The organism is Pedobacter sp. WC2423 (assembly GCF_040822065.1).
GTDB lineage: Bacteria > Bacteroidota > Bacteroidia > Sphingobacteriales > Sphingobacteriaceae > Pedobacter.
The window spans coordinates 782,390-801,262 of sequence record NZ_CP162005.1 but is presented as its reverse complement, the minus strand read 5'-3'; the positions used below and the strand labels follow the sequence as shown (position 1 = coordinate 801,262).

The 18,873-nt window shown below is 36.7% G+C and carries 23 protein-coding genes; 16 read left to right on the top strand and 7 right to left on the bottom strand.

Annotated elements, in window-relative coordinates; translation table 11 throughout:
- Nucleotides 1-10 precede the first annotated feature (10 nt).
- The 3 genes from AB3G38_RS02875 to AB3G38_RS02865 form a co-directional block, all read right to left on the bottom strand.
- On the bottom strand, nt 11-265 hold the full coding sequence (locus AB3G38_RS02875) for a DUF4134 domain-containing protein (RefSeq protein ID WP_367868744.1): 255 nt from the start codon (nt 263-265) through the stop codon (nt 11-13).
- A 449-nt stretch (nt 266-714) separates the two neighbouring features.
- Complete coding sequence (locus AB3G38_RS02870; RefSeq protein WP_367866996.1) at nt 715-1,203, bottom strand: hypothetical protein; 489 nt, start codon at nt 1,201-1,203, stop codon at nt 715-717.
- A gap of 289 nt (nt 1,204-1,492) precedes the next feature.
- Entirely contained in the window at nt 1,493-2,674 is a 1,182-nt protein-coding gene (locus AB3G38_RS02865; RefSeq protein ID WP_367866995.1) for a hypothetical protein, read from the bottom strand.
- A gap of 613 nt (nt 2,675-3,287) precedes the next feature.
- Here AB3G38_RS02865 and AB3G38_RS02860 point away from each other — a divergent pair.
- On the top strand, nt 3,288-4,445 hold the full coding sequence (locus AB3G38_RS02860; protein WP_367866994.1) for a hypothetical protein: 1,158 nt from the start codon (nt 3,288-3,290) through the stop codon (nt 4,443-4,445).
- Nucleotides 4,446-4,538: 93 nt separating this feature from the next.
- On the opposite strand, the gene AB3G38_RS02855 is transcribed toward AB3G38_RS02860, so the two are convergent.
- Together AB3G38_RS02855 and AB3G38_RS02850 are read right to left on the bottom strand one after the other, a co-directional pair.
- Entirely contained in the window at nt 4,539-5,342 is an 804-nt protein-coding gene (locus tag AB3G38_RS02855) for a TIGR02391 family protein (RefSeq protein WP_367866993.1), read from the bottom strand.
- 1 nt (nt 5,343) lies between these two features.
- Nucleotides 5,344-6,081, bottom strand: a complete 738-nt coding sequence (locus tag AB3G38_RS02850) for a GNAT family N-acetyltransferase (RefSeq protein WP_367866992.1) — start codon at nt 6,079-6,081, stop codon at nt 5,344-5,346.
- Nucleotides 6,082-6,163: 82 nt separating this feature from the next.
- On the opposite strand from AB3G38_RS02850, the gene AB3G38_RS02845 reads away from it, so the two are divergent.
- The gene (locus tag AB3G38_RS02845) at nt 6,164-7,588 is read left to right on the top strand and encodes an SEFIR domain-containing protein (protein WP_367866991.1); all 1,425 of its coding nucleotides are present in this window, start codon (nt 6,164-6,166) and stop codon (nt 7,586-7,588) included.
- A 51-nt stretch (nt 7,589-7,639) separates the two neighbouring features.
- Here AB3G38_RS02845 and AB3G38_RS02840 read toward each other — a convergent pair whose 3' ends face one another.
- Nucleotides 7,640-8,194, bottom strand: a complete 555-nt coding sequence (locus AB3G38_RS02840) for a GNAT family N-acetyltransferase (protein ID WP_367866990.1) — start codon at nt 8,192-8,194, stop codon at nt 7,640-7,642.
- A gap of 683 nt (nt 8,195-8,877) precedes the next feature.
- Here AB3G38_RS02840 and AB3G38_RS02835 point away from each other — a divergent pair.
- From AB3G38_RS02835 to AB3G38_RS02785, 11 genes are all read left to right on the top strand, one after another.
- Complete coding sequence (locus AB3G38_RS02835; protein ID WP_367866989.1) at nt 8,878-9,261, top strand: single-stranded DNA-binding protein; 384 nt, start codon at nt 8,878-8,880, stop codon at nt 9,259-9,261.
- 51 nt (nt 9,262-9,312) lie between these two features.
- Nucleotides 9,313-10,380 carry a DUF932 domain-containing protein gene (locus AB3G38_RS02830; protein WP_367866988.1) on the top strand — a complete coding sequence of 356 codons (1,068 nt, stop codon included), beginning with the start codon at nt 9,313-9,315 and terminating at the stop codon, nt 10,378-10,380.
- A 90-nt stretch (nt 10,381-10,470) separates the two neighbouring features.
- Complete coding sequence (locus AB3G38_RS02825) at nt 10,471-10,722, top strand: hypothetical protein (protein ID WP_367866987.1); 252 nt, start codon at nt 10,471-10,473, stop codon at nt 10,720-10,722.
- A gap of 45 nt (nt 10,723-10,767) precedes the next feature.
- Entirely contained in the window at nt 10,768-11,142 is a 375-nt protein-coding gene (locus AB3G38_RS02820) for a hypothetical protein (protein ID WP_367866986.1), read from the top strand.
- Nucleotides 11,143-11,161: 19 nt separating this feature from the next.
- Nucleotides 11,162-11,365, top strand: coding sequence for a 3-isopropylmalate dehydratase (locus AB3G38_RS02815; RefSeq protein ID WP_367866985.1), 204 nt, complete (start codon nt 11,162-11,164; stop codon nt 11,363-11,365).
- Between the two features lie 30 nt (nt 11,366-11,395).
- The gene (locus tag AB3G38_RS02810; protein ID WP_367866984.1) at nt 11,396-11,644 is read left to right on the top strand and encodes a hypothetical protein; all 249 of its coding nucleotides are present in this window, start codon (nt 11,396-11,398) and stop codon (nt 11,642-11,644) included.
- Nucleotides 11,645-11,670: 26 nt separating this feature from the next.
- The gene (locus AB3G38_RS02805) at nt 11,671-12,228 is read left to right on the top strand and encodes a hypothetical protein (protein WP_367866983.1); all 558 of its coding nucleotides are present in this window, start codon (nt 11,671-11,673) and stop codon (nt 12,226-12,228) included.
- Nucleotides 12,229-12,253: 25 nt separating this feature from the next.
- Nucleotides 12,254-12,475, top strand: a complete 222-nt coding sequence (locus tag AB3G38_RS02800) for a PRTRC system protein C (RefSeq protein ID WP_367866982.1) — start codon at nt 12,254-12,256, stop codon at nt 12,473-12,475.
- Between the two features lie 58 nt (nt 12,476-12,533).
- Nucleotides 12,534-13,634, top strand: a complete 1,101-nt coding sequence (locus tag AB3G38_RS02795) for a hypothetical protein (RefSeq protein WP_367866981.1) — start codon at nt 12,534-12,536, stop codon at nt 13,632-13,634.
- Nucleotides 13,631-14,344, top strand: a complete 714-nt coding sequence (locus tag AB3G38_RS02790; RefSeq protein ID WP_367866980.1) for a PRTRC system protein B — start codon at nt 13,631-13,633, stop codon at nt 14,342-14,344. Before AB3G38_RS02795 ends, AB3G38_RS02790 begins: the two co-directional genes overlap by 4 nt.
- Nucleotides 14,341-15,201 carry a PRTRC system ThiF family protein gene (locus AB3G38_RS02785; RefSeq protein WP_367866979.1) on the top strand — a complete coding sequence of 287 codons (861 nt, stop codon included), beginning with the start codon at nt 14,341-14,343 and terminating at the stop codon, nt 15,199-15,201. Before AB3G38_RS02790 ends, AB3G38_RS02785 begins: the two co-directional genes overlap by 4 nt.
- Nucleotides 15,202-15,639: 438 nt before the next feature.
- On the opposite strand, the gene AB3G38_RS02780 is transcribed toward AB3G38_RS02785, so the two are convergent.
- The gene (locus AB3G38_RS02780; RefSeq protein WP_367866978.1) at nt 15,640-15,798 is read right to left on the bottom strand and encodes a hypothetical protein; all 159 of its coding nucleotides are present in this window, start codon (nt 15,796-15,798) and stop codon (nt 15,640-15,642) included.
- Nucleotides 15,799-16,036: 238 nt separating this feature from the next.
- On the opposite strand from AB3G38_RS02780, the gene AB3G38_RS02775 reads away from it, so the two are divergent.
- From AB3G38_RS02775 to AB3G38_RS02765, 3 genes are read left to right on the top strand one after another with little or no spacing between them, the layout of a single operon-like run.
- Complete coding sequence (locus tag AB3G38_RS02775; protein ID WP_367866680.1) at nt 16,037-16,321, top strand: IS66 family insertion sequence element accessory protein TnpB; 285 nt, start codon at nt 16,037-16,039, stop codon at nt 16,319-16,321.
- 55 nt (nt 16,322-16,376) lie between these two features.
- The gene (gene tnpB / locus AB3G38_RS02770; protein WP_367866681.1) at nt 16,377-16,661 is read left to right on the top strand and encodes an IS66 family insertion sequence element accessory protein TnpB; all 285 of its coding nucleotides are present in this window, start codon (nt 16,377-16,379) and stop codon (nt 16,659-16,661) included.
- Nucleotides 16,662-16,711: 50 nt separating this feature from the next.
- Nucleotides 16,712-18,217, top strand: a complete 1,506-nt coding sequence (locus AB3G38_RS02765) for an IS66 family transposase (RefSeq protein WP_367866682.1) — start codon at nt 16,712-16,714, stop codon at nt 18,215-18,217.
- Nucleotides 18,218-18,873 lie beyond the last annotated feature (656 nt).

Here is an 18,873-nt window from a genome sequence, read left to right as displayed (position 1 = left end):
CCGATAGTATTTAGGCAATGCCGAAGAAACTTTGAATTATTGTGGCTACTACTACCAAAAAGATGCAACTTCCAAACCATGCGGCTGCAACCTTTGATGTATCCTGATCTCCGCCATTCCATTTTTGATAAACCTTAACAGCTCCAATCAGACCGGTTAGTGCACCAATGGCATACATTAGATTGGTGCCCGATTTAAAATAACCTCTGACCTGCTCATTTGCTTTTTCTATCCCGGCATTTCCATCCTGAGCCATTACTGTCATCGTCAGTGCTAATAATATAAGCACACCGCCATAAGCAACAAGTTGCTTTCTTTTTAATCTCTTAATTTTCCACCCGCACATTTTCATCCTTACTCCTTTATTAAAAGTTCAATTTCAAAATTTAAAACCTTCATGTTGCCTGCTCCTTTATCAGGAACAGGCATGAAGGGTGCTGTCCTCTCAACATTCCATCATCGATCTCACAATAGCTCTACAGCACCTGGCATGGAGAACAGCATTTCTTTAATTTCTTTTCAAGCCTACCCCACCTTCACGGTGGGGAGGGTCGAAAAGAAGCCATTTCCCTTATCATCCTCTTCACTTCACCTTCAGCACTGAATAAGGAAAACAGCAATATTATTAATAGGATTCTTTCTTAAGCTGGTAATCAATCCCTCCTGTTACTTCCTGTCGAAACCGGCAGGAAGTCAGGAAGGTCCCTCAACCTATCACCACAGCTCTAAAATTTCCTCCTCTGTCAAAAGCACATAGTTATATTTCTCACATTCAGCTATGATCAGCTCATTGATCACCGGTATAAATAAGGAATTCTTCAAATCCGGATGCAGTCGTAATAAACTAGAAATCCTGCTCACAAATTCCGCCTTTCCGATTTTTTCATCAGCATTGCTTGCAATTAAGAATTGTAAGCCAGTAATGAGCTGCTCAACTTCTTCAAAGGTCTCATCACTTGTTTCGACAAATGGCTTATGAATCAGCTGAGCCTCATTTCCCTTATTACCTGCATTATCCTGTAAGTAATCCTGTTCCAAAAATTCAATGTGCTCCGGAGATGGCTTAAAATTTAGTTTCCTTTTACCATTAAGGATCTCTTTAAGTTCATTTGAATAGAACAGCAATATTATGATTAGATAATAAAGTGCAACTAGTAAGGCAATCACCACCAGGTAATCAAACCCTGAAATGTTTTTTAACATATAAAGCAGTATTTCATTTACAATTATCAACCCGGTCTGTCCTTGATCCGGTTTGTTTTAAATTACAGTTCAAATGTATCTATCATGAAAAGGCACAGAAAAGCACGAAATATTATCGTGCTCTTTCGTGCCTCAGCTAAAAACTGATTTACACCCTGAAATTCAGCAACTTAAAAGAAATTAATATTGTAAAAAAAAAGCATTCAATATTTACGATTTGTGTAAATGATTGAATGCCTGATATTAATTATGACAGCAGCTATGCGCTGAAAGGTGAAAACTCTGCCAATTAAAACTCTCTTATGGTCTGGATTAGCTTTTCTAATGCCATGATTAAAGTTTCTTTGTCATGATCTGTCGCTTCATATGATTTTACACGAGTATTTTCTACACTCAATTCCTCTCTATCCTTAGTAGACAGAGAAGGAACAATAGCCTTAAATATTGCAGTCATTGATGGAGCGATCAGCAATCTGTTCTGATCAGATGCCCGCAAAAACAGTCCGATCTGATCCCCGGTTAGCATACAAAGTACTTTATCACGCTCTTTTCTTTTTGGAAGAACCGGTGGCGGATTAAGGGCAGCAGAAATTTCCGGTACTTTTAATTCCTGTGAAACGAAGTATATCTCATGTGTAAACCAGCGCTCAATTTCAGCTTTTATTCCATTATACTCTGGATTTAAGATAACTCCTGGCTTCACATGCATTTGCTGAAATTCTTTTCGCTTAAATTCCAATTGTACAATCTTCTTATCAATAAATGGCAGCGAATTGATCTGCAATTTAATTTTGGATGTAAAATGATTGATGAAGAGCTTACTATTATAGTTTAGATATACTAAAAGTTCTACAAGAGCGGTATAGATACATTTTGGATTTTCTGGCTGATCAATATGCTCTAATTCTTTAACAAGATCTTTCATATAAATCACCTCTTTAAACGTAACTGAAGAGTTTTCAGATGGTGTTTCAATAAACTTTAAAATTTCATTGAGGACAATTTCAGATAATTCCTTATCAGGTACAGCATTCAAAAAAGAGTTTTTAAATCTTTCAATACTTTGTTTGATCTCATTTTTAGCGACTTCCAGGTAAGTAATTGGAACTGTTTCCAATAAACTTAAATAAGGGGCAAACCGCTCTTCAATAAATACCAATAGTTCATCTAGGGAGCCAACCAGCAGATTAAATGCCTTGCTCAGGACTGGATTTCCTTCATTAAAATAGGGCTTATTTTTATAAACCTGCTGCAAAAGCAGGATTAAAGTGGAATGATACTGTGAGACAAAAAGTTCAATTTCTTTTTCATTGTTGCTTTTAAAAATCCTGCTCTTTAAGTTTTTCTGAAGCTTTTCCTTTTCTTTTTCAATGATGCCTTCAATTATATTCAGCTGGATGCTTGATAAAGACTCAATTTCATTTTTTAGAGGATTTAGGGTAACGCTGATCACTTGATCTATCGCTGCCAAGGGATAATTGCTTAACATGATTCATGCTTAATTTACATTTTTATACATACTTTCAATTTTAAAGGTTAATTACAACCGGCTTCAATAAAAAGAGTTATCTCCGTCAAGTATCCTCTGTAAATTAGAACTATTAAACTATCAGGAGAGCTGTCATTAAAGCGGCAGGCTAATGCCATGATGCTATTTGTTATAAAACCAATAATATTAAAATATGTTTATTTCCCGTATTAAAAAAACATTATTAAAATGGCGTTTTTCGCAATGATTTTGAATTATTTTTTTACTAAAGATTAAACACCAACGTATAATCTTACGTAAAACCCTATTATGCATTTAACATGATGTTTTGCCCATATCTAAAATCGATATTTTATTTATCTATTTGCTATATAACCTATTAAAATGGGATGCTTTCTACCAAAATACGACACATTTACACATATAAATGTATTAAACAACTGTTTTTCAGTTCGTTAATTATTAATTTATGCTTAAATTTCATATTAACGAAGTCCAGCTATTCTAACTGACCATTATGATTAATGAATTAATTGCTTTTCCTGCCAACTTATAAAAGTAGAATTGTCCTTGAATTTAACCTGAGCTAAAGGCTATGAAGAAAGAACTTACTGAGTATGTGAACAACATTGAAAATTTGCTGCAACAGTTAAAAGAAATTCCATCCATTCCTACCAAAGATATCGATAGCCTGCTGTGTTATTTAAATGAAGAAAGGAAAATGATGGGGGAAACATTTGAGGAATTCTTATTTAGTAAAAAGCAGAATGGATATGTAGGAAGGATATGCAAACTATATTTTAACAGGTTAACTTCCTTATCCAATAAAGCTTACCGTAAAATTGATGTGAAAAATCAGGAAAAGATCAATTCAAATAACAGGCTCATCTATTTAAATACGGCAATGTGTATCGATGACCTCCAAAAATCAGCAATGTTAATTGCCAGGGATTATCTGAATAACAGATTGAACGCCTCAGATTATGCGGTTAATTTACAAGGCAACATTTTTCGGGAAACCTATGCAGGCATAGAGGGGCTTTTAAGGCAAAATCTAGTACCTGCTAACCTGGTTGAAATATTCTACGACTTTTTTCAGGAATTTTCAAGTATATATCCAAAAGCTTTTAATTATAAAAGAATAGAGTATGCAGCAAAACTCCTAAGGGGTTTACAGCGTGTCATTAAAAAAGAAGATAAGATCAATTGGAGTGAAAAGATCTGGAAATTGGTCATCTATCTAAACTTCAATAAGGAGAGGATTTTTCAGTATGCCAAACAGCAGGTGTATACAAATGCCATTCAGGACAAATCGTTACCGGAAATTATTGATTCTTTGTCTTTATTACTCAAAGATTTAAAACCAGCTGAGGTAAATCAGCATCTGAGTTATAAAACAAATCACATATCGCTGAAAAAGTATTACGAAAACTTGATTATTGAAGAAATTAACTGGTCAAAAAACACTCTTATCTTGCACAGTAAAGTAATTCAAATTGATACCACACTTGAAGAAATGCATCTTTGGGCAATATTAAATATTGAGCTGAATAAAATTCCTAATCAAGCGCAAGATGAGGTAGTAGAGATTATGAAAGGGTTTCTTGAAGTAATTAACCGTAATAATCACTCAGCAGATAAGCATATCAATGGCTTGGTTGACCTGGATACAAAAACTATCAATGATTATTATACAAACTTACAGCTGCAGTCCGGAATTCTAAAAATGAAATTTCCGGAACTTTTATTTTAAATAGAAAATTATATTTAGCTTAATTTGGGAATTGTGATCTTATAATAACCTTTTAGTTCATAAAAAATTTGAACAGAATACTAAATTTTAGAATTAAACACCTTTATCAAGCTTCTTATGTACGTATGATACAATTGTCATGATGTCCAAAGCTTCGGCTTCATTAATTACAAATTTGATTTTTGGAGTATGTGCAGTTGGGTTTCTAATGACACCAAAGAGCCCTTTTATCATATTGGAAAGTCCCAGATGCTCGCTTCTTTGCGTGTCCGTAAGTAGTGGATTAATTTTCAAAAGCGGATTAGCAGTTGAAAAAATCACATCTACAAGAGCATTTCCATCGGCATGTACACCTGTCTTATCCCTTAGTCTTTGAGCTACTCCTTTTACTCCTTCAAATACAGAGTGAAAATAATTTTCTTTAACAAGTTCTTCATCGCAATATTTAAAAACTTCAGGATGTATATTTCTAAGCTCCAATTTTGATTTATAATGACTGGCTCTTTCCTGAGCGTCAGAAAGCGTTCTTGCAGCAGCAACCTTTTTATATTTGGCTTCTTTTGATAATTCAAGGCCAATGAAAGATAGAGACTTATTAAGTTCATTTAGTCGGTATTGAAACAGCTCATTTCTTTTCATATATCTGGCTGGATGCATTGCATGACTTAGGAATTTTAAAATCCCATTTGAGCATTGGTTTCTATTTTGATAAAGTACGAATGCATTATATAATCGGGTTGATTTACTCGCCATTGATAAATTATCCGTCATCTTGCAGTCAGCCAGAATTTTTGTGATTTCAGTACCAGTAAGCCCTTCAACGGTGTCTCCGATCACAGCACAAATGCTTTCAAGATATATTTCCGTGATTATTGGTTGCTTTTCTATATTTGCCATACTAAGTTATTGGTAACTCTTCTATGATAATGAAACTCTTAAAATCGATTTCATTACGACTAAAGTATTTAATTTTACTGGTTTTGATGGGCATATCATTTTTACTCCAGCTGATTTGCCAATTACGATTTGCAGGAAAGACTATTGGTAACATTAATTTTCTTGTTCCTTTTTGGAATTTTGGATGCCATTTCCAGCGGGCTGCTTCACGTTCAGCCAAACGAGGTTCAACTCCCCAAAGGTATATGGATTCTTTAGATATCTGGGACTTTGTGGGTTTGAGATGCGGGACCATTATCTTGTATAAATGGCTGCCTCTCTCCGAATTTTCCCATTCAAATTCTTTAACATCAGGAAAGCGTACAAATCCCAACCGTTTCCATACAGCTTCGGACTTGGCAGGCTGGCAATGCAAATCTAAAACGGCGAATCCCCTTTTTAACAGCTTTTGAAAGAGTTTTTCTGCTAAATGTCTTCCATACCCCTTTTTTCTTAGTTCTGGTTTGATCTCCGCGATATCTATAGTAGCTACTTTCTCCCCTTCACGCCAAGTGATAAAGCCAATTGCTTTTTGCTCTGATATAAGTACTACTAATTTTTTATCTTCGTAAGATTGGAGTATTACTGACCAGTTGCAATAGAATCCCTCTTTGAAACTCTCATTTTCAGCGATTAACCAGCTTTTGATTTCTGCAATGTCATCTTGGGATGGTGTAAATTTCACTTTGAGACCTTTCATGTCTAAATATAAATCTTTTGGAGATGAAAGGCACCATAGCCCTTTAAAAGTTTGTTTATATTTACACTTCAATTAAGCGCCAATGAGTTTATCAAGCTATCATTCTCAAATCTCAAAACTACAAAAAGAAATACTTGACCTGGACAAAAAGATCTTTGCTGAAACGAAGAAAACAATAGACAAACAATCTCAAATCAATTCAGTTAGTAAATCAATTACGAAAACCACTTCATTATCTACACTCCAAAGTAAACAAAGTCAGATTTTAAGATATAATAAGGAGTCTTTGAGTATTCAGCAGAAGATTAACGATTATGAAAAGCAGAAACGTACTAAAAAAGAATCTCTGAACAAGAGAATTGATGCGTTAAAAAAAGAAGAGGCCGCGTTACAAAAAAGACAGCAATCATCCAGCAGAATCCAAAATAGTTCATTAAATTTCGGCAGAACACTTCAGTTATCATCTAATTTAAATGACTCAGAAGAACCTCAAATAGATTTTATGCGAGCAACAAATAACCAAACAGAAACTATCTCAAATGACAACCGGGTTTTTATCACCTATAGATGGGAGTCAAAAGAACATGATGACAAAGTTTTTGATTTTGCAAATTATTTAAGAGACAACGGTTTTGAGGCAGATATGGATAAAAAGCTAGCACAGCAAGAAACCTCAATTAATTTCGTTAAAATGATGCATAAAGCGATGCATGATTACCCAAAAATTATTATTATCCTATCTGAGGGTTACAAACAGCGAGCTGATAGTTTTGAAGGCGGAGTCGGGACAGAATACGAATTAATAATTAATGATATCAACAATAGTCCCAATAAATATATTTTAGCCAGTTTCCAGGGCAGAGCTAAAGAGATCACCCCAGCAGGTTTTAAGGGCAGGGATATAGTTGACCTCTCAGTTAAAGAAGAAAGAACCCGTCTTTTTGAAAAGCTAACAGGGCATGAACGATATATTTTTGCCGAAGTTGCTAAAAACAAACCCAAATTACCAGTTAAGGTTGCTCGTGCATTTGCTGTGGATGAGGCAGCTGATGTAATAGATCGCATTACAATAGATCCTGTAATTAAAGCAACGGGAGAGGCAGTCGTTTTGGGCGGTCTCTATAAATTCATAGATTTCAAGTTAAAATTCGTTTTCACCAACATAACAAATGGGAGCATCGGTGGATTCAATTATATTATAAAGATACCACGTGAGCTAGACCTTGCTAATTATGAAGACGCTGATCCGGATGGCTTCGTAAATTATGAGAGATCCTATAAAGGCACAGTATTTCAGAAACAAAGAGTAACAACAGAAGATTTTCTAATAAAGGTAGCCCACCAAAATGTTCGCCAGATTATCGGATCTCTTATTAAAGTCGATCTTTATACTGAGCATGGGGCACTTGAAAAAGAATTTCAGGCAACCGAACTTATTAAATTAAAACCAGGAGGTGAGCAGCATAAAGACGTAGTGCCACTTTCTTTGGACTTGTTTATTTCTTGAAAATATATTCAAAAAAGATAATTCTATCAGTAGCTTAGCATGTAGGATACTTTACTTGTAATTTCCCAAGTCAGTTTCATAAAAATCCTGAAGAATGTCAAATCTTGATTTGTAAAGGAAACTTGCTTTTTCAAGCACCTTTTTTGCAGCTGTGTTATTGCGATCAATGACTGCACCTATGCAAGTTATCCCCTGGCTAATTACATTACTTACAATCGCAGGAAGAATCTCAGACATAATTGAAGTCCCCGCTGCAAGTCCACTTAGATAAAACTCAATAAAATACGGGTACTTTTCAATTTCATAGTGTTCTCTGGCAACTTTTGGGGATATCAAGTCAATTATGCCTATTACACGGTTCATCTTTTTATCTGTGATAAAGTGCATAAAATTCCGCCCGTTGTGAAAATTAACAATCATGGTTTGCAGAAAGGCTTCGGCTTCAACAATAGTATTGAGCCGCTTTCCAGGAATAAATTTTAAGGTAAAATCGTCTGATAAGATAGAAAGAATATCAAGTGCGAATTGATCAAACCTTTGCAAGTCATAGGGTCTGAAGGAATGAACACACAATCTCTCACTTTCATAATCAATAGGTTTTAACATAAATAGCCTCTCAAATTAGCGTTCGCCAATTTGTGTAAAATCTCATTATTAAAAGAATAAAATATAAAATTCAATACTGCGTAAAATGATTTGTGCCCTAAACCCTTATGTATAATCTTTTCATTTATATAATTGTCTTGTGAACAAATCAGGGATTTATATCTGGCCATATTAATTTTCTTTATGCCGTTGCCGTAACCGGCCCGTCTCTCCGCTACAATTCCTCATTTCATTCCGGGATTTCCACTTCTTTCCTAACGGTTTTCTATAGCCTGTTACTAATACTGACTTTAATTTTATTACCAACCCTGTATTTCAAATAGCCCGAATTCATTATTGTTTGGTTTTCTTCTATCTCTAAAGGCATTAATATTCAATGCTGAATGCTTTATGATTTTGAAAGCTTTTTAATGGGTGTGAAATTTTTCATATGAAAACGGACGAAAAGGGCAGCTAAGATAGTGACCATAGTCTGGTACGTTCAGTTGTCGGAAAAAAAAATGGGTATCCCTGAAGAGGGAGCCTCCCATTTTTTTTTTCTGTCCGTCCTCACTCCCCAGTCTTCCTGGCCACTGTCTTTAAGGGCTTTCTTTTTTTCCGTTTTTTCTTTTGAAAAATGTCTTTTGAGGCAGGTCGGGTAAGGAGGAAGTAACTAACAGTATGTAAAATTTAAACTTAAAACAATGGAAATTATTGGAAGATTAACCGCAGATGCAAACATTAATCCGGTTAAAGGAAACAAAGAGGTAGTGAATTTTAGTATTGCCATTAATGACAGTTACAGGGCAAATGGTGAAACCAAAAAAGTGACTACTTATTACGAATGTGGTTACTGGATAAATACAAAAATCGCCCAGTATCTTAAAAAAGGCGTATTGGTGCAACTTATAGGCCGTACCACTTCAAGGGCTTATTTAGATCGTAATGGCGAACTCAAAAGCAGTCTTCACTTTTTCACCAATGGAATAAAGCTCTTATCCAAAGGCACTACCGGAGCAACAGCAGGAAATTCTGCTTCGCAAACCAGATCAGCCAGCACAGATATAACGGATGACCTTCCATTCTAACAGCGCAAACCATAACAGTTCATTTCAATTTCAACCTTAAAATTCAATATCATGTCACACAATCTTAATTACAACGAATTAACCGGAAATCACAGTTTCTTTTCAGTACGCGAAAAAGCATGGCATGGCCTCGGTCAAATTGTAGAGGATTATCCTACAAGCGCCGAAGCCATCAAATTTGCCGGGCTTGATTTCACCGTAGAAAAACGCAAATTATATACTCCTGACAGTGGTCAGTTCAATTTCAACAATCCTGATGAATGGATTTATTCACAAATTGAAGTCCCTGACTTCTTCGCCAATGTCAGAACCGACAACGATCAGGTTTTGGGAGTGGTGGGAAAAGGATACCAGATCGTACAGAATGTAGATGCCTTTTCTTTCTTTGATGAAATTGTAGGCGGTGCAAATGATATAAAATATGAAACTGCAGGTGCTTTGGGCAATGGGGAACGTATTTTCATCACCGCCAAACTTCCTGATTATATTACCGTTGGCCGGAATGATCTGATAGAGCAATATTTGTTTTTAACAACTTCGCACGATGGTTCAGGCAGTATAAATGCTGCTTTTACACCGATCCGTATCGTTTGTAACAACACGCTTAATGCAGCCTTAAAAAGCCAGACCAATGCGGTTAAAATTCGTCATACTTCCTCTGCTAAAGACCGTTTAAGCACTGCACATAAACTTTTAGGCATCAGCAACAGGATGACAAATGAACTGGGAGACATTTTCAACCACTGGTCTAAAGTCAGCATCACAGACAAAGAGGTGAAAAAACTGATACAGATTGCTATGGCTCCTAATAGAGAGGTACTCCACAATTTGGAAAAAGGGAAAACCGACCTGCTTTCTACTGCCTACCTGAATATTGTGGGTGATGTTTATAAATACGCTATGTCTAATCCAACTCAGCAGCTGGATACCACAGCAGGTACGGTATATGGTGCTTATAATGCGGTAACCGGGTACTTCCAAAATGTTCGCAAGTTCCAGAATGAAGAGGATAAATTCCGCTCAATCGTGGAAGGTACGGCAAAATTGAGATCGCAGACCGCATTTGATCTGTGCAATGATTTTTCACTTAAAGGAAGCGATTCACTCATTTTCAATTAAAAATCCGGGGGAGGAAACCCTCCCCCATTTAAAATCTAAATCAAATAGCAGAAATAAATATAAAAATCATTTAACCTAATATCTAAAACTATGTATTACGAAATCAATGTAGCGCATAAAGGAAAGCACTTTTTCGCTACTCACCCAAGAAGCATCACTGATCTGACCGAATTAATAGAAGTTTTCGGTGTAATGGATAAGAAATTCACAACAAAAGAGGGGTATTCACTTTCTGTTTCTTATCACCCGGAAATGGGATACGGTTGCGGTGCAGAAGCAATTCGGGAAGCTATTAAGAAAAATGACAGACAAGCAGTATCAGATATTTTCAATAGAAAATGATCTGCTGTTCTAATAATCAAATAGATCACATTAAAATCAGAAATCATGGAATTAAATAAATGCACCGCACAGGCTAAAGGCCAACTGTTATATGAATTTTTCCCAGGTGAAATACCTCCTTTACTGGATTTCATTCAATATACCTCGGAGAATATATTGGCCTTTGAAGATGATAACCGGGACAGGTGGAATCATCCGAACTATACTTTTACCACATGGCTGTATTTGATCCGCAACGTGGAACTGGCTGTAGCTGAATTTAAAAAATGTAAGAAAAGGGATGCTTACCTGTTTGCTACACTCCTGTACAAGGGGAACCAATCCTTATACATTAATCATTGCGTAAGGCTGTACATCAAAGATAAGCGGTGTCAGAATCCAAAGTTCATACAAACATTTGATCTTCTTTTTAATACTTAAACCATACAATTCTACGAAAATGGAAATAACAGATTTATCAGGTACAAAAATCAAGGTTACCGATTTGAAAAAGGCCATAAAGCAGGCGAATCTATTTAAAAGCTATGCACATGAGAATCCTAGTCCCGCACAAATCCTTTCGGATATGAAACTGCAATCTTACTGGTCAGATTTTCACGACAAACTTGTAGAACTGCAATCAAAATTAGCAGAGGAAAAATAATTCAATAATTAACATTTAATCAGAAAAACCATGAATACATTATTAATCATCAACATGAAGCCACAGACTTTTGGCTACCTGTTCATCATCATAGGAATTTTAATACTATTTATTATAGGAATGCGAAGATTTAACCGCAGGGGTTTAGGTGGGATGCAGCATTACAGCAATTATTTCATTGCTGTAATCTCTTCAATATTGGAATGGGTTTTATCAAAAGTCGCTTTTATATTGATAGTCATAGGGCTTTTTATGGCTATTCAATGGCAGTTACTGTAATCATAAATTCATCAAAAATCAAAATAATGAAAACCAATTTCTTCGAGGCTTTAGAAAGCCTCAATGTAAAAGGCGTGTTTAACATTGCTATCCAAATCAAAGACGATGATCAGGTTATTGCAAGTGTCCTGTTTAATCCTGAAATCAGTCATAAAGAACAGCAAAAGTCCCTCCCTCCGATGCTCTTTACAGGCACATCTGAACATTTAGGGGAAACTTTCTTTGAGGAGTTACTAAATCCCGTAAAAAAAACAGCCGAAGGGTTTATTAATAAAGCGCATTATGAAAAGGCATTACAAGAAGCTATTGCTCCTAAAAAATCTGAGAAATCAACTAAAAAATCCAATGTGGAGGATGATCAGATCGAGACTGCCCCGGCCGTATCTAAAGAGGAAATGAAAAAAAACTATGAAGAGGCCATGAAAAAAATTGAAGAGTTCAATGGCCTGTGCAAATATGAAGATGCGCTTAAAATATTACCATCTGAAATAGATTACCCTGAAAAAGAAAAGGAGCTGAAAAAGATGGCAATTGATTTAGATCGTAAGGCCAAACAATATGCTGATCAGCTCCAATTATTGTAAATCTATAACCTAAAAATAATACATCATGTCAAGTATAATATTAAAACGGGTTTTCATCCACGAAGAAAATGGGCAGCAAATCCCTTTAAGTGACCCTGATCCACAGGAAAAATTCACTCCCGAATATGTACGGGAGTTCTATTCTAATATTTACCCAATTCTAACTACTGCCAGAATAGAAGGCCCCTTAATTAAAAATGATAAACTACAATATACGTTTGTGTCTACAATGGGCACTAAAGGTTAAAAAAAATGAAAACAGAGCAGGAAACTGGCATTATTAAAATGCCGAAAAATAAAAAACAATGGAAGCTTTATCAACTTTTAGGACAAATTACAGAAACAATGGACATTCTTCCAGATGCCGGAAGCGTTCAAAGTATGGAACCGAAGTCGTTACCGGCCAACCGATTGCCGATGGTTTTCTAAACCATCGGTTCCTCCCGGTTTATGAACCCTCCGCGGAAAAATTACCAGACCAACTGGCTACAGAAAGGGACTTCTTTGATTCCGTTTCTATTTTTGCCAAAGCCCATAATTTTGAGCCTTTAAATGTAAAGGATAAACCATATCCTTATAATATTTTGTTAGCCTACTGGCATTGTTATGCCCATTTTGAGAACAATCAGCTGGATACTGAAATGTCTATTGTGATCAATGATGACAATAGAATTGTCCTCACTACAAAACAAACATTTGATGTTAGCTATACTTTGTACTATATCCCCGTACTTCCATTATATAAATTATTAAGGAATAAGAAGCAAAAAGATACTGCTGATCTATTGCTGTCTGTTTTCGCCTATCTGTATGATAAAACCGGAATCCCTTTTTACAGGGATGAGGGAACCTTTTTATATGATCAGTATGACATGCTCCGGGATTGCCTGGAATGGGATCAGGATTGTATGGAGGAATACAATTACCGGAATAGGTTAAAAGAACTGAATGATATTGAACATATCGGTGATGTGGTCAAGCGTATACTTCATAGCACAGATCATTTAGCGCAATTGCGAAAACGTATTGATGATTTTCATCCTAAAAATGAAACAGAACAGCTTTGTTTAAATGTGGCCAAACATGCCTATTACCTTGCTGAGAAATATCCTTACGGAAATGTATTCGACCATATGTACCACGATACGGAACCAGATGATCCAGATTTTGAGTATGTAAGCGGTGAACAGATCATTTCCTTTGTTTATAACAATATTGGAAGCATCTGTGATGAATTATGTGAATATGTCAGGGACAATTATGCAAATACAGGATGCGGAGATCAGCCCACAATTTTCAAGACTTATGACAGCAAATTCAATCAGGATGCAAAGAGCTTAGATTTCACAATAGAACTCTTTAGGCTGATAGATGATTTATGTTTTATTCTTAATAAGAAGCTATGAAAAATATAACTGAAATTTTTGGGACAGGTTACCACCCTGTAAAAACAATAGTGATCTATAAGACCAAAACAAGGGATAAAAACAGCTATGTACAAGCTTTTGATTTTGATGAAAATGGACGTCCTGTTAATGCCCATCCATTAAACAATAAAGAGTGCCACACATTTGCAAAAGTTTTCAATTCACTGGCCGATCAGAAAACGACCTATCTGAAGTCAAAAGGGTTAATGCCTAAAAATATTATTTATATAAATCACGATCAGAATGGTTATGTGATCTGGCATACGCCTGTAATGAAGGCAGACCTCTTGTTCAAAGATTTAGACTTACCATCCGGGAATGCTTATGTACCTGCATTATTATGGAAAGCATCAAAGGATAGCCTGTCAATTTATGCCATAACCGAAAGTGCAGATATTACTCAGGATACCCCGCTCTACCATGCGCCCTTCTTTAATTTATACAGGCAGGGAAAGGTTTGCATGGGGTCTGTTCAGATAAATATTCCAAAGGATTGTATGCTCGAAGATTTTATAGCACGATGGGAAGTTTATTTTTTTAACAGTTATTTCAGTCACCTTATTGATGGACACAATCCAATTAATGGCAACCTGCACCAGTTATGGAAACAATTGATCAACAGGAATAAAAAATTCCCTGTTCAGCATCTCGTTAAAACTGGTTCTACAATTAAAAATCTACTCCAATGAAAACTAAGCCGATCATCCATTTTACAGCAAATTACTTGCTTGCCCCTACCAACCAGCTCACCGTTAATTTAATCGGATGTGGCGGAACAGGAAGCCGGGTATTAACAGCTCTTGCAGAAATTAGTCATTCACTGATTGAACTGGGACACCCCGGTTTGCACGTGAATTTATATGATGATAAAGTCGTAACGACAGCAAATTTAGGAAGGCAAAGGTTCGCCCGCTCTGAACTTGGATTAAAGAAGTGTGTTGCCCGGATAAACAATATTAATGGTTTTTTCGGAACAAACTGGAAAGCCTGCCCCTATCAGTATAATAAGGAGAACTTGTCTGGTTTTAAGAATAAAGGAACCGCTAATATATTTATAAGTTGTGTGGATACGGTTCAAGCGAGGTTTGATATTGCTGAAATCCTTAAAAAATTTGAAATGACAAACTTTAATGAAAGGTATAGACCTTATTACTGGATGGATTACGGCAATAGTAAGGATACTGGTCAATTGCTCTTGTCTACCATTGGTGAAATCGTTCAGCCCAAATCCAAAAAATATCAGACAGTTGGGTTGCTCCCTTTTATCACTGATGAATTTAAAACTTTGTTGGTTCAATCCGAAGCAGAAGACAATACACCAAGTTGTTCTCTGCGTGAAGCTCTACAAAAGCAGGATCTTTTTATAAATCCAACGCTTGCGCAATTTGGCGGTGAAATATTATGGCAGTTGATCCGCAATAAATGGATAGCCAATAGAGGGATATTTCTAAACTTGCATGACTTGAAAGTGAACCCGATCAAAATTAATACGCCTTTGTCTGCTCCTGTGATCAGGACTTTAATACGGAAAAAAACCGCAGCCTAATCGCTGAAAATCGTCCGGTGGGCGGGCTTTGCCCGCCCCATTTTTCGCTCCCTGTTTTCCCCATGCTATGCCTGGGCTTAAGAAAAACAGGGAGCGCCGCAATTTTAAAAGACCTCTGATTTATTTGCTTTTTAGATTAGACTTCTAAAACTATTTAGAATTAAAGACTATTTAAAAATTACAGAAGAATTTTCTGTTAACCAGAAAGATTAGCAATCAAAGTTTTTTTGCATTGATATTTAATTGTTTTTGAGACATCTTCCCCTAGTGAACCACCCAGTTTTTTCTGAATTTAGTGTTGGGTATCGGTTGTAAGACTCATATTAGAATCATGAGTTTATAAAGTTATCCGAAAACATGGGAGAAGCTGAAAACCCAGAACATAGTAAGCTTAAAATAAAGTTTTTGTTGCTTTTTGACTTATAAAAGTAATGTACGTTATGGCAGATTGGTATTTAAGATCCCCAGCAACAAATCCATATGACTCAGGAAGCTATACCCTATGGGGTACAACTGCTCCATCATGTCCAGGCGCAAGATATATTTGTGCAGTACTTGCAGATAGTAATGGGCATGGTGGTCCAGTATTATCTCCATCTATACAGCAACAAATTGACAATGCACTAAGTACTCAGACAGATCAACAAGATGTTTTACTGAGAAGTAATAATTAATATTTTTAAATCAGTAACTGTTCAATGATTTTAGTAGTTAATGGTTAATACACTTGTTAAGTACTTGGAATATAGCTTAGACTTTAGCCGATCACAATAATTGTATCCGCCCTACTAAGTACATCTTGACTAGCTAACTTTCTCGGTTTAGCTTTGCCTGTATGAATAATTTAAAAGAAAAGCGCAGCGCGATGCACGCCATGATCGAAGATTGGCAATCCAGTGGCAAGTCAAAGAAAGACTATTGTCTGGAAAAAGGCATCAATGAGGCCAAGTTTTATTATTGGTATTCTCGGAGCAATGGAAAAGAAGATACTCCCCTGGGATTTATCCCGATCGTTCGGGATTCTGGTATTAGGGAGATAGAAGTATTTTACCCAAATGGAGTGAAACTGAAAGTTAATGGCGATCTGCCGCTTTTAGCTCAGTTGATTCGCCTGTATTGAAATGTTCTCACTAGGATCTTCGCATCGTTTTTATCTTTATTCGGGGCATTGTGATATGCGTAAAAGTTTTGATGGGCTTTGCGGATTAGTCAGCTCCGGGCTGCAACGCAGTCCCACCAGCGGTGAAGTGTTTGTTTTTTTGAATCGCAGTCGTACACACATCAAACTACTACATTGGGAAAGTGGGGGCTTTGTTCTCTATTACAAACGGCTGGAACAGGGCACCTTTCTTGCTCCAAAAGGCGGGGAAAATGAAATGTCATGGAGCGATCTGGTGCTGATGGTAGAGGGCATTCATGTGGTAAAGAGTATTCGAAAAAAACGTTATTCATTAGCATAAAAACAGGCTTTTATCTTGTTAAATAGCTGGTAAATCCGTATTTTTAGCGTATGGAAACGGCACTGGAAAATCTATCGAAAGAGGACCTTTTAAAGGTTATTTCCAGCCGTGATGAAAAGATAGATTCCCTTTCCCAAGAACGCGATTATCTGAAATCGCAAGTGGAGATGTACAAACGTATGCAGTTTGGACAGAAACGTGAGCGCTTTGAAGGTGACTCAAACCAAACGATGCTTCCTTTTGGAGCTGAGCCTGCTGAAATAGAGCAACAACACGAAGTAATCAAGGAAAAGATTGAATATGTACGTAAGCGTCCTAATCACAAAGGACGAGCTAAACTTCCAGCCCATCTTCCTGTAGAAGAGATCGAGATCCACCCTGATGGTGATTTATCAGAGACGGTATGCATTGGCAAGGAAATCACCGATGAATTAGAATGTGAGCCTGCTAAGTTCTATATTAAACGATATATCCGTTATAAATATGCAGCTAAAAATGGTGAAGAGATCAGGATCGGAGAACTTCCTGAGCGTGTAGTCGACAAAGGAATACCAGGATCGGGGCTGCTGGCGATGATAGTCACGGGCAAGTATGCTGATCACCTCCCGCTGTACCGCCAGAAGCAGATCTTCGCCAGGGAAAATATACAAATCCCATCATCAACAATCGAAGGATGGACCAAACAAGCGCTGGAAAAACTAGAACCACTGTATGATCAGCTCATTTTCGACACCAAATCCAAAGGCTACTTACAGGTCGACGAAACGCCAATAAAGGTACTGGATAGCGATAAAAAAGGCGCTGCCCATCAAGGTTATTATTGGGTTTATCACGCTCCGCTGGACGGAACCGTGGTGTTTGATTATAGTCCCACCCGTGGTGGCATCGCTGCTGTACCCATGCTTGGAAACTTCAAGGGATATCTTCAGACCGACGGCTATGCCGTGTACGAAAAATACGGAAAAAAGAAAGAGGTGACGCACCTGGCCTGCTGGGCGCATGCTCGCCGTGAGTTTGAAAAATCACTGGACAATGATAAACCAAGAGCTGAAAAGGCGTTGCTGTTGATCCAAAAATTATATGCTGTAGAGCGGCAAGCTAAACAAGGAAGCCTTTCTTCCCAGAAGATCAAGGAGCTGAGACTTGCTGAGTCTTTACCAGTAATCAATGAACTTGGTAAATGGATCTTTGAAGAAATAAAGACTACGCTCCCTAAAAGCCAGATCGGAAAAGCGATGGCCTATGCTTACGCTCGATGGGATGCTTTATCGGCTTACTTATATGATGGAAATCTACAGATCGACAACAATCTTGTCGAAAATGCGATAAGACCAGTGAGTTTGGGCAGAAAAAATTACCTCTTCGCAGGAAGCCATGAGGCTGCACAGCGGGCAGCAATGATATATTCGTTCTTTGCTATATGCAAGAAACATGAGGTAAACCCTTTTCGCTGGCTAAAACATACACTGCAAAATATCATGTCCATAAACCACAAAAACATCAAGGATCTATATCCCCAGAACTATAAACAAATTATCGAGCAATCAAACATGTAGTCTATAGGGCGGATACCAATAATTGAAATGATTCTCAAATTACTTGTCTTTTAACAAAGCTTTTTTACATTGATAATTAATTATTTTTGAGGCATCTGCCCCTAGTGAAGCACCCAGATTTTTCTGAATTTAGTGTTGGGTATCGGCCGTAAAACTCATATTAGAATCCTGAGCTTATAAAGTTATCCAAAAAACATGGGAGAAGCTGAAAACCCCGAACATAGTAAGCTTAGAATAAAGTTTTTGTTGCTTTTTGATTTATAAAAGTAATGTATATTATGGCAGATTGGTATTTAAGAGGTGCAGGATTAAATCCATACGATTCAGGAAGCTATAGCCTATGGGGTTCAAATGCTCCGTTTTGTCCAGGCGCCGGAAATATTTGTGCAATACTTGCAAATGATAATGGATCTGGTCGCCCAATAATAACCCCAGATTTGCAGCAACAAATTGACAATGCACTAAGTACTCAGACAGATCAACCAGATGTTTTACTGAGAAATATACCTTGATGCTTTAAATCATTAATTAATTGTTCAATAGCTTGGTTAGTTACTGATTAATGTACTTGTTAAGGCACTATATACTAAGTATAGTATATATACATTAACGGATCAAGTAATTGAAATAATTATTAGATTACTTGTCTTTTAACA